Source organism: Pseudomonas sp. S3E12 (assembly GCF_001702295.1).
In the GTDB taxonomy this organism is placed as follows: Bacteria; Pseudomonadota; Gammaproteobacteria; order Pseudomonadales; family Pseudomonadaceae; genus Aquipseudomonas; species Aquipseudomonas marginalis.
Window position 1 is genome coordinate 232,213 of record NZ_MBDT01000022.1, and the last position, 15,926, is coordinate 248,138.

Annotated in this window: 14 protein-coding genes; all 14 read right to left on the bottom strand. The window is 59.8% G+C overall.

Going from position 1 to position 15,926, the window contains the following annotated elements; translation table 11 throughout:
* Positions 1–31: 31 nt before the first annotated feature.
* A complete protein-coding gene (locus tag BB029_RS20425) occupies positions 32–1,507 on the bottom strand; it encodes a sigma-54 dependent transcriptional regulator (protein ID WP_065940566.1) in 1,476 nt (491 codons plus the stop codon).
* A gap of 168 nt (positions 1,508–1,675) precedes the next feature.
* Entirely contained in the window at positions 1,676–1,972 is a 297-nt protein-coding gene (gene fliT / locus BB029_RS20430; protein ID WP_065940567.1) for a flagellar protein FliT, read from the bottom strand.
* A gap of 26 nt (positions 1,973–1,998) precedes the next feature.
* Positions 1,999–2,403 carry a flagellar export chaperone FliS gene (gene fliS, locus BB029_RS20435; RefSeq protein ID WP_065940568.1) on the bottom strand — a complete coding sequence of 135 codons (405 nt, stop codon included), beginning with the start codon at positions 2,401–2,403 and terminating at the stop codon, positions 1,999–2,001.
* Positions 2,404–2,543: 140 nt separating this feature from the next.
* A complete protein-coding gene (gene fliD, locus BB029_RS20440; protein WP_065940569.1) occupies positions 2,544–3,953 on the bottom strand; it encodes a flagellar filament capping protein FliD in 1,410 nt (469 codons plus the stop codon).
* A gap of 81 nt (positions 3,954–4,034) precedes the next feature.
* The gene (locus BB029_RS20445) at positions 4,035–4,385 is read right to left on the bottom strand and encodes a flagellar protein FlaG (RefSeq protein ID WP_065940570.1); all 351 of its coding nucleotides are present in this window, start codon (positions 4,383–4,385) and stop codon (positions 4,035–4,037) included.
* A 74-nt stretch (positions 4,386–4,459) separates the two neighbouring features.
* The gene (locus BB029_RS20450) at positions 4,460–5,875 is read right to left on the bottom strand and encodes a flagellin (protein WP_065940571.1); all 1,416 of its coding nucleotides are present in this window, start codon (positions 5,873–5,875) and stop codon (positions 4,460–4,462) included.
* A gap of 274 nt (positions 5,876–6,149) precedes the next feature.
* Positions 6,150–7,079: a ketoacyl-ACP synthase III gene (locus tag BB029_RS20455; protein WP_065924951.1), complete on the bottom strand. Its 930-nt coding sequence runs from the start codon at positions 7,077–7,079 to the stop codon at positions 6,150–6,152.
* 274 nt (positions 7,080–7,353) lie between these two features.
* Complete coding sequence (locus tag BB029_RS20460) at positions 7,354–8,955, bottom strand: flagellar hook-associated protein 3 (RefSeq protein WP_065940572.1); 1,602 nt, start codon at positions 8,953–8,955, stop codon at positions 7,354–7,356.
* Positions 8,956–8,969: 14 nt separating this feature from the next.
* A complete protein-coding gene (gene flgK / locus BB029_RS20465; RefSeq protein ID WP_065940573.1) occupies positions 8,970–11,018 on the bottom strand; it encodes a flagellar hook-associated protein FlgK in 2,049 nt (682 codons plus the stop codon).
* 10 nt (positions 11,019–11,028) lie between these two features.
* Complete coding sequence (gene flgJ, locus BB029_RS20470; protein WP_027603838.1) at positions 11,029–12,297, bottom strand: flagellar assembly peptidoglycan hydrolase FlgJ; 1,269 nt, start codon at positions 12,295–12,297, stop codon at positions 11,029–11,031.
* Between the two features lie 4 nt (positions 12,298–12,301).
* Entirely contained in the window at positions 12,302–13,390 is a 1,089-nt protein-coding gene (locus tag BB029_RS20475; RefSeq protein WP_033901075.1) for a flagellar basal body P-ring protein FlgI, read from the bottom strand.
* Positions 13,391–13,417: 27 nt separating this feature from the next.
* Entirely contained in the window at positions 13,418–14,113 is a 696-nt protein-coding gene (gene flgH / locus BB029_RS20480) for a flagellar basal body L-ring protein FlgH (RefSeq protein WP_027603836.1), read from the bottom strand.
* Between the two features lie 53 nt (positions 14,114–14,166).
* Complete coding sequence (gene flgG / locus BB029_RS20485) at positions 14,167–14,952, bottom strand: flagellar basal-body rod protein FlgG (RefSeq protein ID WP_027603835.1); 786 nt, start codon at positions 14,950–14,952, stop codon at positions 14,167–14,169.
* A gap of 71 nt (positions 14,953–15,023) precedes the next feature.
* A complete protein-coding gene (locus BB029_RS20490) occupies positions 15,024–15,764 on the bottom strand; it encodes a flagellar basal body rod protein FlgF (protein ID WP_065940574.1) in 741 nt (246 codons plus the stop codon).
* Between the last annotated feature and the right edge of the window lie 162 nt (positions 15,765–15,926).

Sequence of the window (15,926 nt, forward strand, 5' to 3'; positions counted from 1 at the left end):
GCTGAAATATCAGCGGCTTGAAAAACAGGCGTCAATCATCTGCCTGTTCATCACCTTCTTTGCGGCTCATTCCGTACTTGCGCATCTTCTCCACCAGGGTCGTTCGACGGATGCGCAGGCGCTCGGCGGCACGGGCGACGATGCCGTTGGCGTCGTCCAGGGCCTGCTGGATCAACCCCTGCTCGAGGTTGCCGAGGTAGTCTTTCAAGTCCAGGCCTTCGGGCGGCAGCATGGCGGTGGAGCCGAAGTCCGGGGTGTGGCCGTTGATGGCAACCCGTTCTTCCATGTCGCTGCGCAGGCTGTCGACCAGTTGCTCGTCTTCGTCGTCGACGTAGCGGAATTTCTTAGGCAGCTCGACCACGCCGATCACACCATAGGGATGCATGATCGCCATGCGCTCCACCAGGTTGGCCAGCTCACGGACGTTACCGGGCCAGCCGTGTCGGCACAGGGACATGATCGCGGCCGAGTTGAAACGGATCGAACCGCGCTTTTCGTGCTCCATGCGCGAGATCAGTTCGTTCATCAGCAGCGGGATGTCCTCCACGCGCTCACGCAACGGGGCCATCTCGATCGGGAATACGTTGAGGCGGTAGTACAGGTCTTCGCGGAAGCTACCGACCTCGATCATGCTTTCGAGGTTCTTGTGGGTTGCGGCAATGATGCGCACGTCGACGCTCTGGGTCTTGTTGCTGCCCACGCGCTCGAAGGTGCGTTCCTGCAAGACACGCAGCAGCTTGACCTGCATCGGCAGCGGCATGTCGCCGATTTCGTCGAGGAACAGGGTGCCGCCGTTGGCCAGCTCGAAACGCCCGGCACGGCTGGTGATCGCCCCGGTAAAGGCGCCCTTCTCGTGGCCAAACAGTTCGCTTTCGAGCAGCTCTGCCGGGATCGCGCCGCAGTTGACCGGCACAAAAGGCCCGTCGCGGCGCTTGGAGTGGTAGTGCAGGTTGCGCGCGACCACTTCCTTGCCGGTGCCCGATTCGCCGAGGATCAACACGCTGGCGTCGGTATCGGCCACCTGCTGCATCATCTGGCGCACGTGCTGGATGGCACGGCTGGTGCCGACCAGGCTGCGGAACAGATTGGGCTCGCGGTGGCGACCGCGTTCGCGGGCCTGGTCGTACATCTCGCGATAGACCTGGGCACGGTGCAGGGAATCAAGCAATTTGCTGTAGCTGGGGGGCATTTCCAGACTGGAAAGCACGCGGCGGCGCTGGTCTTCCGGCAACTCGATGGAAGAAATATCACCAATTAGCAACACCGGAAGGAACTCATCCCAGGTAGACAGTGTCTTTAACAAGCCCAAAACAGCGCCAGGAGCGTTTACCGTCCCGATCAGCACACAGATGACTTCACGGCTCGATGACAATGAGCTGACTACCTGCTGCCAGTCATGGCTGCCGCAGGGCAGATTTTCTTCGCCAAGAAAATTCAAAATCACCGCTAAATCGCGGCGTCGGACGCTATCGTCATCGATCAGCAGAATTTTGGTTTCACGCCACATGCAATAGCAACTTCCCTAGTAAAACGCTCTGCCCAGTGTAAGGGCAATCGAGACGGCCGTAAGACTTCTTACTTTATAGACGTCTGAAATCTGAAAACAGCACTAGTTAAGTCAAAAAAGCTGGCACGGTCAAATTTATGACGCGCCGTTCGGATTAACTGCGTCTGTTCAGCCGAACAAATGGTAAACCTTTGACGCATTTTTCGCTTGGTTGATCTGCGACATCTCTTCAAAAATCGCCTGGCGCTCGCCCGTCGTCACCTCAAGCAACTGCTGGTATACCGCCAACAGGCTCTCAAGCTTTTCACGCAACGCATCCTCATCCACCGGCGCTTCGCTGAGCACCTCGTCGATCACGTTGCGACAGCCCATGTCCAGCTCGCCAATGGCGTCCCAGTTACGGTCTGCCAGCGCGCCGATCAGCGCTTCACGGGTTTCATCAATGCGTTGCAGTGCATGACTCATGGCGTGTTCCTCAAGGCACCCTGGCCTTATTCTGCGGCGGCCTGCGGCGCGCCAATGGCATCCCAGCCTTCTTTCACAGTAATCAGCAACCGAGCGACTTCGTCAATCATGTCGACATCGTTGTGCAGATTGGCCTCCATCAAGCGGTTGGTCATGTAGACGTACAAACCTTCCAACTGCTGGACATACTCCTTGTTGTCGCTCTTCTCCGCATTCAGCCCATCACGAAGGCCGATCAGGATGTCGGTGGCTTTGCCAAGCATCAGCCCCTTCTGAGCGATATCACCACGCGCCAGGGCACCTTTGGCTTGCGCCATACGGTCCAGGCCGCCTTCCATCAGCATCTGCACCAGGCGATGCGGGCTGGCTTCGGAGATCTGGGCATGGGAATTGACCTTCTGGTATTGGCGAAGGGCTCTCATGGGATTCATTTTTCTACCTCGTGACAAGCAACAGCGAGAAGGGTTGCAGTAACCATTATGTCGGCGGGGTCGCTAAAAACTTTAACCCGGCGGCCTTGTAAAGAACAAAGCCCAGGTCAATGGACCCGGGCTTTTTTATGCACGCTCAATCAGCTGTCGCTGCTTTGCGACTTGCTGATCGCATTGAGCGTACCGAGGATGCTGTTGCTCTGCTGGCGCAACTGCGCCACCAGGGTGTCCATCGCCGTGTACTTGCGCGTCAGGGCGTCCTGCATGGTGGTAAGACGCTCGTCGAGGCTGGTCTGCTGCTTGGTCAGGTCGGTCAGGCTGGCGGCCAACGACGTGGTGCGTGTCGCCAGAATCCCCGTGGTGGGTTTGGCGTAGGCATCGGTGGCGGCCGTCAGGCGCGCCAGCAGGCCGGTCTTGCCGCTGAAGATACTGTTGATGTCAGCGGCATTGGTCAGCACAGCCTTGTCCCACTGCTTGGCGTCGATGCTCAGCGCACCGGTGTCCTGGTCGGTGGTGACACCGAATTGCGCCAGGGACTTCAAGGTGCCATTGCCGGACAGCGAGTTGAACTCGTTGCGGATCGCCGACTGCAAGGTGCGCATGGTCGAGTCGCCGGTCAGGGTCGCCGCGATGGAGTTGCCGGCGGCGTCCTTGGTGATCTTGGTCTCGGCGTTCATGGCCTTGAGCAGGGCATTGTAGGTGTCGACAAAACCCTTGACCCCGGACTTGAGGGCGGTGGCGCTGGTGGTGACCGAGATGGTCATGGCTGTGCGAAGCGGGTTAGTTGTATTCGGGTCGTTGGCCGTGACCGTAGGCGACACCGACAGCAGCTTGATGCTCACACCACTCACCGCATCCGTGATGCTGTTGGATTTGGACTCTGCAGCAATACCATCGATGGTGTACTTGGCATTCTGAGGCGGGCTGACCACTGTGTAACCGGTATCAATCCCGGAGTTGCCCGACATCGTCAGGTCCGAACCGACCCCGCCATTGCTGGAGGTCAGAATAAGACGCGAGCCCGTGGAGTCGGTGAGGATGTTGGCACTCAGGCCGGCGGTGCCGAACGTGGAGTTGATCGACTCACGCACCTGCTGCAGCGTCGCGCCTGCCGGCACACTCAAATCAAAGTTCTTGCCCGACTGCGTGATTGTCAGCGTTGTAGCCGTGGTGCCGGCGTTCACGACTGTCGACGGGCCACCGGCATAGGTTTTGGTCGATAGCTTCGACGGTGTGGCCAACTGGTTGACGATCAGCGAGAAGCTACCGTTTGCAGCCCCCTGGTTAGCCGTCATGGTGGCGACCTTTTCGTCCGAAGACGTACCGGTCAAGCCACTGAAGCTGTTATCCGTGCCCATGCTGGTCAACGCACCACGGAAAGCGTCCAAGGCAGCCTGGATCTTGCCGATCGACGACAGCTGAGTGGTTGCCTTCTGCGATTGAGTGTTGATCTGCGCCTGTTTCGGCGCTCGCTCGGCATCCACCAGGGATTTCACAATTGCCTGAGTGTCGAAGCCCGACCCCACGCCAGTAATCGTTGTACCCGCCATCATCTTTCTCCTAGTCCGGTGGCTGCCGTTATCTTGGCGAATATCGCTTCAAACGGTAACCGCAACAAGTTTCATGCCAGCTCAAGCCTTGTCGTCAAACAACACATGACTGGCGCTGGACAAACTTTGCGCCAGCTTCAAGGCAGTTTCCGAGGGAATCTGGCGGATCACTTCACCGGTGTCGGTGGCAATGACCTTGACCACAACCCTATGGGTGGAATCATCAATGGAAAAGTCCAGATTACGCTGGGCCGCTTGTACGAATTCTTTAATATCGGTGACCGCTTTTTCCAGGTCGCCCTGTTGGGACGGACCTGCGGTTGGCGCGGCCGGTTCAACCTTCGTCTTGTCTTTGTCAGCAACCACAGGTGCCACAGAGGCTTGGGGCGCCTGCGGCGGATAAGACAAGTTCAACTTTACATTCATGTCCATGCCCAATCTCCTCTGATTGGAAAAGACGAAAGGGCACGTAAACGCGCCCTTCCGTCAGTCACCAAGTGCTGTAATTACTGAAGCAGTTTCAGTACAGCGGATGGCAGCTGGTTAGCCTGCGACAGGATCGCAGTGGAAGCCGACTGCAGGGTTTGCTGCTTGGTCAGTTCGGCGGCTTCGGAAGCGAAGTCGACGTCCTGGATGGTGCTACGAGCAGCAGTGGTGTTTTTCTGGATGTTGGACAGGTTGTCTACAGTGCTGGTCAGACGGTTCTGAACAGCGCCCAGGCCCGAACGGGAGCTGGAGATGGTAGCGATAGCCTGGTCGATTACGGACACAGCGTTCTGAGCCTTGGTGGCATCAGTCACGTCAGTTTGCGAAACCGAAGTCTTGGCCGAAGCTGCCGAAGTAGCGGCACCGAAGACACCGGTCACACCAGCGCCTTCCAGGGAGTAGCCCTTCGAGGAGTTCAGGTTCACAGCACCGGTAGCGATGATGCCGTCGGCCAGAGCAACGCCAGCACCGAAAGCGCCCGCACCGTCTTTGGTAGCAACAGTGATGGTACCGGCAGCGGTCGAAGCGCTGAAGGCCAGGTTTTCACCGGTATCGGATTTAACCGACAGAGTGCCTTTGGATTCATCGTAGTTAACGCTGATACCCAGTTTGGCGGAGTTGGACTTCAGTTGCTCAGCCAAGCTGCCGGTATCGGTTACGCCGACGAACGTGGTGGCTTGGCCGCCAACGGTCATGGTGAACGAAGCCGGAGCAGCGGCAGCACCGGCGCCAACTACGAACTGAGCTTCAGTGCTGGCAGTAGCGCTCAGGCCACCGATAGCGCCGTTCAGTTGAGCAGCGATGGTTTTAGCGGAAGCTGCGGCAGCTACAGTAACGCTGGCAGTCTGGCCGTTACCGGTAACGGCGATTGCGCCACCCGCAACACCGGCGCCTGGAGCGATACCCAAGCTGTTGATCTGCTGCGAACCAATGTTGTTGGCTGCAACGTTGTCCAGGCTCAGGTTGATGGTTTCGTTAGCGTTGGCGCCAACCTGGATGGCTTTGGTACCGTACGAACCGTCCAGCAGCTTCTGGCCACCGAAAGTAGTGGTTTGCGAGATACGGGTCAGTTCCGAAGTCAGGGCCTGGTATTCGTCGTTGTTCGACTTACGGTCGTCGGTGCTCAGGGAGCCGGTAGCCGAGGACAGAGCCAGGGTACGCATTTTTTGCAGAATGTCGGTCGAAGCCTGCATTGCGCCTTCAGCGGTTTGCGCGATGGAGATACCATCGTTGGCGTTCTTTACTGCTTGACCCAGGCCATTGATCTGGCTGGTCATACGGTTGGAGATACCCAGGCCGGCTGCGTCGTCTTTAGCGCTGTTGATACGCAGGCCGGAAGACAGGCGCTGCATGGAGGTGGCCAGGGCGCCGCCGGCTTTGTTCAGGTTGCCCTGAGTAGTGATCGAAGCAATGTTGGTGTTTACTGTTAAAGCCATGACGAAATCCTCGTTGGATGGATACTGCGGCTTCCGGCCCTGGCAACCGCCGGGTGTGGCCTGAGAACCTACGTAATAGTTATCGTCGTGGTAGCCGGTTGCTTGAGGATTTTTTTTGATTTTTTTAATGGCGCCGTGCCACCCCTTGTAATTCAAGGGCTTACGACGGCCAAAAACCCATATTTCATTGGGTTTTCTGGCGCCAAATAAAAAACGCCGATGCTCTTTCGAGCATCGGCGTTTGCTTTTAAGCAGAAAGCCGTCTATCGAAGCGTCACGGACGATAGAGAATCGCCGACCCCCACGACAGGCCCACACCAAAACCGCTGATCGCCACGCGCTTCCAGGTGGCGTCCATCACATGCTTTTCCAGCAGCAACGGAATGCTCGACGACACGGTGTTGCCGGTCTCGACCATGTCCTTGATGAACTTCTCCACCGGCGCGTCTTCGAAACGCCGGGCCACAGCGTCGACAATCGCCGCACTGCCCTGGTGAATGCAGAACGCATCGATGTCATCGGCCGCAAGGTCCGACTCGTCGAGCAGCTCGTGCAAATGCGCCGGCACCTTGAGCAAGGCGAAGTTGAACACCTGGCGGCCATTCATGAAGAACACGCCATCGCTGACCTTGAGATGTGGTGCGCCGGAACCGTCGGTGCCGAACTTGGACTTGCCCAGCAGCCACGGCGCGTCTTCGCCCATCCAGGTGGCGGTGGCGGCATCGCCAAACAGCATGGTGGTGTTGCGGTCTTCCGGGTCGACGATCTTCGAATACGGGTCGGCGGTGACCAACAGGCCGTTTTTCAGGCCGGTGGCTTCCATGAAGCCCTTCATGGCGTAGATGCCGTAGACATAGCCGGAGCAGCCCAGGGAAATATCAAACGCCGCCACGTGGGTGGGCAGGCCGAGTTTGTCCTGGACGATCGCGGCCGTATGGGGCAAACCCTCTTCATCGCCGTTCTGGGTGACGACGATCAGTGCATCGATGGACTCGCGCTTCAAATCCGGGTTGTTGGCAAACAAAGCGTTGACCGCCTCGACACACAGATCGGAGGTTTCCTGCGCGGCTTCCTTGCGCGGCAGGAACGCCGAACCGATCTTGCCGATGATGAATTCTTCATCCTTGGCGAACTTGGCACCCTGGGCGTAGTTATCGATCCCGTCTGCCGGCACGTAACTGGCGATGCTTTTTATGCCAATCATTGTGGCTTCCCAATACTAAATAGCTGGAGAACACCCCAGGCGTGGCCTGGAGTGCTGACAATAAAGGGGATAACCCCATAAAAATCTCGCTGAAAGCCGCCCCGCAAGGACCCTGTGACGACTTATCCTTTTCACACGATACAGTGAAGATGCGCTTTATGACTCACAGGTCACTCAATTGTGTGTGCTTTGTGCAAAACCTTCAAACAATTAAACCCCTGAAACGACAGCGGCCCGCCCTGTTTCCAGAGCGGGCCGCTTGACTTGACGCCGCTTACATCTTGTTGAACAGGCTCAACTGGGAGATTTTGACGAACGCCAATTGCGAGGCCTGCAACATGGTTTGCTGCAGCGTCAGATTGATTGCCGCCTCGCCCATATCGATGTTGGCCAGGTCACTCATGGTGCTGGTGTTGGCCAGGCCGATGCTGGTGTTTTCGCTGGTCTGGATGTCCAGGGCGTTCTGCCGCGCACCGATGGAACCGCGCACGTTGACGATCTGGGACGTCGAGTTGGCCAGGTTGGCAATCGACGAATCGAGGACGTCCTTGAGCTTGACCGTCGCCGCCGGATTACCGTCGGCCGGCAGTTCCAGCGCCTGGCGCAATCGGCTGAGGGTATCCAGCGCGTTTTGGGTCTTCTGGGTGCTGGCGCCGACGGAGAACTGATCGCCCGCCTGCGGTGGCCCGCCACTTACGTCAAACGTCACCCCCGCCGCCGTCACCGTGGTGCCGCCGCCGGTGTCGCCAGTGGCGATGGTCTTGCTGTCGGTCGTGTACGGCTGGGCATACACCTCATAGGCCGTCGCGCTGGTGAATTTGATCACCGCCCCGCTGTTGGTCGGGAACGTACTGGCGTAGGCCGCCTGGTTGGACACCTGGGCGCCGGTCAATTGCGTGCTCGACGGGTTGCTTGGGGTGCGCGATACGCTGAAGGTATCCGGCTTGGCCGCCAGTTGGAACGAACGCCCCGCCACCACTGCGTCGGAGTTGGCGCCGGGCGCGACATCCCCAAGGTCCATGGTGATGTCGAACTTCACCCCACGCAAAGCAACGCTGGAGCTGCCTTCCTTGGTGGCGTCGAACGTGCCGTTGCCGGAAATCTCCGAAGTCACGTCGGTACCGGTGCTATCGGTCACTGTGTATTGCGTGCTGCTGGTGAAGGTCAGCGTGTAGGGCTGGCCATCCGCGAATTTCTTGGTGTAGTCGGAGCCCGAAGTGACCAGGCCCGCCGACAGCGCAACCTTGTTGTCATTGACCGTCGGCGGCACTGTCTGCGGCACAGGCGGCAACCAGGTGGCCTGGGTGCGGCCGGCATTGGGCGAGCCCTCCAGGATGGTCTTGCCGGTATCGCCAGCGCTGACCGTCAGCGTATTGGAAATCTGCAGGCTCAGCGGGGTTTCATCGCCCTGGTAGCTGTAGGTGCCATCGTTGTTACGGGCATAAGGCGGAGTCTGGGTCTTGGAACCGGAAAACAGGTAGTTGCCGGACGAGTCCTTGCTGTTGAGCAAGCCCAGCACCTGATCCTCGATTGCACCGACTTCACTGGCAATCGAACGGCGATCAGCATCGCTGATCGAACCACCGGCACGCAGGGCCAACTGTGTGGCGCGCTGCATGGCATCGCTGATTGCGTCCAACACGCTTTCTTCGTTGGTCAGGGAGTTTTTCAGGCTGGTGACGTTGCTGTTGTACTGACCCAGCATGTCTTTCTGCTGCTGCAGCATCAGCAAACGCGCCGCCGCCACCGGGTCATCCGCGGCGGTTTGCACACGCACGCCGGAACTGGCCTGGTCTTGAGCCTTCACCACGCTCGAATAGTTGTCCGAATACTTGGAGGAACTGGTTTCGAAATACTGCTGTGTAGAAATACGCATCGTCCCAGACTCCCTTAAAGACTATTGATCAGCGTGCTGAAGGTTTCCTGCGCAGCCTTGATGATCTGCGAGGACGCCGTGTAGTACTGCTGGAACTTGATCATGTCGCCCGCTTCTTCATCCAGGTTGACCTGGGACACGGAGTTGCGCGCGTTCTTGTTCGCGGTCAGCAGCGCACCGGTGGCGGTGTTGTCGGTACCGGCCGCAGCCGCCTTGGCGCCGACGGTGGACACCAGCTTGCTGTTGGCCCCCACCAGGCTGGTACCGCCAGTGCCGTCGGCCGCCGTGCCCACCGTCGCCTTGGTCTGCAGACTCAGCAGTTCCAGGGCGTTGCGGTTGTCGGATTTGCCCGAGGCATTGAAGGAGAACGTGGTGCCGTCGCCATCGGCCGGGGTGCCGCCCACGGTGGTATCAAAGCTGAAGCTGGCAGCCGGGACAACCAAGGCGCCGCTGGCATCACGCATTGGCACGTTGATCGAAATCTTGTTGCCCTGCCCCGGCACGATGCTGCCGGTGCCGATCGGGTTGCCCTGGGAATCGCTGAGGCTGTAAGGCTGGGTGCCATCCGCCGCGACTTTGCCGAAGACCATCTTCACCGGCATCGAGTTTTCAATGCCGATACGCAATTGTGCGGTGGCCGCACCGCCCTGGATGTCCAAAGGCACGGTGAGGCTCGGCGGCGTGAAGGTGCCGGTGCCCTGGTTGGTCTTGCTGGCTTCGCCGATCAAGGGCGCGGCAAACGCGATCTTGGTCGGGTCGCTGAGCACCGTGCCGATTTCCTTGGCGCCATTGGCGGTCGGGCTGACCTTGAAGCTATCGCCGGCCTGCACCGCACCACTCTGGACCGCCAGGGTGAAGCCATCGATGACCGGCGGCGGCGTGGCACTGAGGTCATAGGTGCCCATGGCCTTGCCGTCGGAGCGCAGAACCGTGACCTTGTTGAGATTTGTCCCATCATTGAAGCTGACCTTGTAATCGAAGCTGGTCAGCTTGCTGGTGTCCTTGATCGTCACGCCCAGGGCGCCGTCACCCAGATTACCTTGGGCAGCCTGGCTGCGCAGGGCAACGGACGCGGCATTGTTGATGTCGGTGAACAACGAGGTACCGAACTCGCCATTAAGGTCCAGGCCCTGGCCCAATTGGCTGTTGACCGTATCGGCGGTGGCAATCGCGATGCGCCCCAGATCATTGATCGCCGGAATCAACGCGTCGCTGCGATAGCGCAACAGGCCGCCGATGCTGCCGCCGCTGATCACGTTGCCCAAGTCCATGGTCGTGCCGCCGGCTGCATTAAGCTGGATCGTGTACTGGCTGGTGTCGCCCTTGCTCGGTACGGCGGAAATCGTGTTGGAGCGATCACCCAGCACCAGGGATTGGCCGCTGCCGGTGCTGACACTGAACACGCCGTTCTTTTCGGTGGCGGTCACGCCGATCAACTCATTGAGCGAACGCACGGCTTCGGCACGGGAATCCAGCAGGTTGGCCGGGGTGGTGTTCGACGAACCCTGCACCTGGGCAATCTGCTTGTTGAGAGAGGCAATCGACGAGGTCAGCTGATTGACCTGATCGCTCATCGAGCTCAGCTGGCCGTTGATGGTTTCTTTCTGCTGGCTCAACTGCGTGGAGATCGCGTTGAACCGGTTGCTCAGGGTCTGGGCGTTGGTCAGCAGCACCTGGCGGGCCGATACATCGCTCGGGTTGGCCGAAGCCGTCTGCACCGAGGAGAAGAACGCGCTGAGTACGGCCGACATGCCGGTGGTCTTGTCCGACAGGGTCTTGTCGACGGCGCTGACCTGATCCAGGTAAGCCTTGGCATCGCTGTTGAGCGAGGTGCTGTTCTGGTAGGCGGTGTCCAGGTATTCGTTGTACACCCGGCGCACGTCGGCCAGGGTGGTGCCGCTGCCGATGAACACGCCGCCATACTGGTTCGACGCATTTGCGCTCTGGGTGGTCTGCTGACGCGAATAGCCCGCGGTATTGGCGTTGGCGATGTTGTTACTCAAGACCGACAACGATCCTTGAGCGGCGTTAAGCCCCGACATCCCGATATTGAGCAAACTCATGGTTCAGACCTTATAAATGAGTGGTCGCGCCCGCGGCAGCGTAATTCTGGTAACTGTTCATGGTTTTTGCGATCTGCGAAATCTTGCTGGCGTAGGCCGGGTCCGTGGCGTATCCGGCTTTTTGCAACTCGCGTACAAACTGTTCGGGGTTATCGGCCGATTTCACAACTTCTTTATAGCGATCATTGCTTTGCAGCAATGTCACGAGATCATGAAAGCTGTCCTGATAGGAGGCGTAGGAACGGAACTGCGCCGTTTCCTTGACCATCGCCCCATCACGAAACTCGCTGGTGATCGCACGGGCCTGGCCGCCCTGCCAGCTCTGGCCGGCCTTGATGCCGAACAGGTTGTGGCTGCTGCTGCCATCTTCGGCGCGCATCACCGACTTGCCCCAACCGGTTTCCAGGGCGGCCTGGGCCACCAAGTACTTCGGATCGACACCGATACGCGCGGCCGCCGCCTTGGCCATCGGCAACATGGTCGCGACAAATTCATCCTGGGAGCTGAACGCCTTCTTCACCGGTGCCAATGGCGGCTGGGCCACGGCTCGGCCGTAGACCTGCATGCGCCCGCTCGGCACGGCAAACGTGCGCGCGGTGCTGTTGACCACATTGTCGGCGGCCGCGCTGTTACGCAGCGGCGCCGCCTGGGCAACGGTGGTGGTGTCGGTGCTCGGCACGATACCGGCGAGCAGGCGATCGGTCAGCTTGCTCGGCAAGGCGATACGGCGCTGGTTCATCAGTGCGATGTCGTTGCTGTGGGCCGCTGCAGCGCCCGCCTGGGGCTCCGCCACGCGATAGGCCCACAGTGGACGCTGGCCATTGGAACGCCCCAGTGGGCCCTCGGCCTGGGTGCCGGCGGCAATTTGCGTCGGCACATCGACCTTCTTGACCGCCTCGGCCGCCGCCGGGCCCTGCAAGGTGGCCGCCTGGGCGTCCACCGGCTTGTTCTTCTGCATCTGGCGCATCAGCACATCGGCCAGGCCGATACCGCCGCCTTCGCGGGACATGGAAACCGCCAGTTGCTGGTCGTACATTTCCTGGTACTGCTTGGCGGCCGGGGTGTTCATCGGGTTGTCCTTGCCCAGGGCCTCGGTGGCCGAGCGCATGGACTTGAGCATCTCGCTCAAGAACAGCGACTCGAATTCCTGCGCCACCTTGCGCATGTTGCCTTCGCTGTTCTTGTCGCCGACCTTCAGTTGGTTCAGGCGATTCAAGTCGGAATACGAACCCGAATCCGCCGTGCTGGTCAGGCCGCTGTTACGCATGTCCATGGCCATGGCCTTAAATCACGATCAGGTCGGCTTGCAACGCGCCGGCCTGCTTCAACGCTTCGAGGATCGCCATCAAGTCGCCTGGCGCTGCGCCCACCTGGTTCACCGCACGTACAATCTCATCCAGGGTCGTGCCCGGGCCGAACTTGAACATCGGCTTGGCTTCTTGCTGGGCATTCACTCGCGAGCGTGGCACCACCGCCGTCTGGCCATTGGACAACGGCCCAGGCTGGCTGACGATCGGATCTTCGGTGATGGTCACGGTCAGGCTGCCGTGGGTCACCGCCGCCGGCGAGACCTTGACGTTCTGGCCGATCACGATGGTACCGGTGCGCGAATTGATGATGACCTTGGCCACCGCCTGGCCCGGATCGACTTCGAGGTTTTCCAGGATCGACAGGTAGTCCACGCGCTGGCTGGGGTCCAGCGGCGCGGTGACGCGGATCGAGCCACCGTCGATAGCCTGGGCCACGCCAGGGCCGAGCATGTCGTTGATCTTGTCGACCACACGCTTGGCGGTGGTGAAGTCCGAACGGTTGAGGTTCAAGGTCAGGCTGTTGCCCTGGTTGAAACCGCTCGGCACGGTGCGTTCAACCGTGGCGCCACCCGGGATACGCCCGGCCGACGGCACGTTGACGGTGATCTTCGAACCGTCGCGACCTTCGGCGTCAAACCCGCCCACCACCAGGTTGCCCTGGGCGATGGCGTAGACGTTGCCGTCGATACCTTTCAGCGGGGTCATCAGCAGGGTGCCGCCCCGCAGGCTTTTGGAGTTACCGATGGACGACACGGTGATGTCGACCACCTGGCCCGGCTTGGAAAACGCCGGCAAGTCGGCACTGATCGACACCGCCGCGACGTTCTTCAACTGCACGTTGCCCGAACCCGCCGGCACCTTGATGCCGAACTGCGACAGCATATTGTTGAAGGTCTGCAGGGTGAACGGGGTCTGGGTGGTCTGGTCGCCCGTACCGTTGAGCCCCACCACCAGACCGTAGCCGATCAACTGGTTGGAACGCACGCCAGAGATGCTGGCGATGTCTTTCAGGCGTTCGGCCTGGGCGACTGCGCTCAGACTCAGCAGGAGTGCCGCCGCCATCAGCTGTTTGAGTTTCAAAGTGGCCACCTAGAAAGGGAACAGCGGGCTAAGGAAGAAACGGTCGAACCAGCCCGGCTGACTCGCATCAGCGAACGAACCCGTACCCGAGTAGGTAATGCGTGCATCGGCAATGCGCGTCGAGGGCACAGTGTTGTCAGTCGCAATGTCATCGGCCCGCACCATCCCGGCAATACGCACCAACTCATCACCGGTATTGAGGGTCATCCACTTTTCACCGCGTACGGCGATGATGCCGTTGGGCAACACATCCGCGACAGTCACGGTGATCGAGCCGGTGAGGCTATTGCCCTGCCCTGCGGCGCTCTTGCCGTTGGTGGCACGGTTGCCGCTGTACCCTGCGTTGAGGCTCAAGTCGCCGCTGCCCAGCGGGTTGTTGGTATTCGGTACGGCACCAAACAACGAGCTCAGCCCAATGCTGTTGGTGCTGGTCTTGTCCACCTGGGAGTTGGCGTTCTTGCTGGCCGTCGTTCTCTCGTTCAGGGTGATGGTGATGATGTCACCCACGCGGAACGCCTTGCGGTCGCTGTACAGGTTCTGTTCGAAACCGGCCTGGTAAATCGAGCCATTGTTGGCCGCCGCCGGCAACGGCGTGCGCGGCAACACCGGCGCGTAGTACGGGTCATTGGGTTTTGGCGTCGGGGCGACACAGCCCGCGAGCACGGCAATCCCACTCAATGCCAGAACGGAAACATAGCGATTCATGACCCTTACCTCACGGTGTTGCAGGCGCTCTCAGGAGCGCCCCATAGACTTGATTACAGATTCTGCGTTACGAACGAAAGCATCTGGTCGGCGGTGGAAATCACCTTGGAGTTCATCTCGTAGGCGCGTTGAGTGGTGATCATGTTGACCATCTCTTCAACGGTGCTGACGTTGGAGGTTTCCAGGGTGCTTTGCAGCGTGGTGCCGAAACCGTTCAGGCCAGGAGTGCCGATTTGCGGCGCGCCGCTGGAAGCGGTTTCCAGGAACAGGTTGTTACCCATCGCCTGCAGGCCGGCCGGGTTGATGAAGTCGGCGGTTTGCAGGTTGCCGATCACTTGCGACGCCGGGTTACCGGCCACGGTGATCGACACGGTGCCGTCGTTGCCGACGGTGAAGGTCTGGGCGTTGTTCGGCACGACGATAGCCGGTTCCAGGGCGAAACCGTTGGCCGTCACGATCTGGCCATTGGAGTCCAGGTGGAAGGTACCGTCACGGGTGTAGGAAGTGGTCCCATCCGGCTGCAGGATCTGGAAGAACCCTTTACCGTTGATGGCCATGTCCAGCGGCTGCCCGGTCTGCTGCAGGTTACCGGCGTTGAAGTTCTTCTGGGTGCCGACGATCTTCACACCGGTACCCAGTTGCAGACCCGACGGCAATTCGCTGTCCTGGGTCGACTGGGCGCCTGGCTGGCGCTTGATCTGATAGAGCAAGTCCTGGAACTCGGCGCGGTCACGTTTGAAACCCGTGGTCGACACGTTGGCCAAGTTGTTGGAAATGGTGGTCAGGTTGGTGTCCTGGGCGGACAGGCCTGTTTTGGCAACCCATAGAGCCGGAAGCATGCTGTTCTCCTTCGTGCGCCTGTTTGTTGGCGCTGCGCTGCAAAATTAGTATTCAGTCAGTGACGCGGCTATCAGCTCATCTGCATGACGCGAGTCATGGCCTGGTCGTCTTCCTTGGCGCTGTTCATCATCTTGATGTGCAACTCGAACTGCTTGGAAAGCGCCAGGACCGCGGTCATTTCTTCAACCGCGTTGACGTTGCTCGCCTGCAGGAAACCCGAGGTCAACGTAACGTTCGCATCGGCCACGGCCGGCTGGCCATCCTTGGTATGGATGGTGCCATCCAGGCCTTTATTCATATTCTTGAGATCGGGCTGGACCAGCTTGATACGGTCCACTTCAGCCATCACCCGCGGGCCTTCGCCCATGGCGCGGATGCTGATGGTGCCGTCGGCGCCCACTTCGACTTTCTGCTGCGGCGGTACGGCGATCGGGCCACCGTTGCCCATGATCGGCATGCCATTGCCGGCGCGCAGCACACCCAGCGCATCGACGTTCATGCTGGCACTGCGCACGTAGGCTTCACCGCCATCGGGGGTTTGCACCGCCATCCAGCCATTGCCGTTCACCGCCACATCCAGGTCGCGACCGGTCTCGATCATGGCGCCGGGGCTGAAGTCGGTCGCGGGACGTTCGGTCATGGCAAACGCACGCGCCGGAAAGCTGTCACCGAACACCGGCATCGAACGCGCCTGTTCCAGGTCACGTTGAAAACCGTTGGTGGAAATGTTCGCCAAGTTGTTGGCATGGGCCTTCTGCGCCAGTGCATTCTGGCTGGCGCCGGTCATTGCCACATAAAGGTACTTGTCCACGCTCTTTCCTCTTTCTGACGCAGGCTTGCCGCCCACCGCTGTACTGATGAGGCTTAAGCAATTTGCGAACCAACTTTTAAAAAGAACGGAAAGCCCAGGCGGGGCGGGGGTTTTCGGGCAGGCAGCAGGATTTGAAGGACAGGAGATAGTCGAAAAAACGGC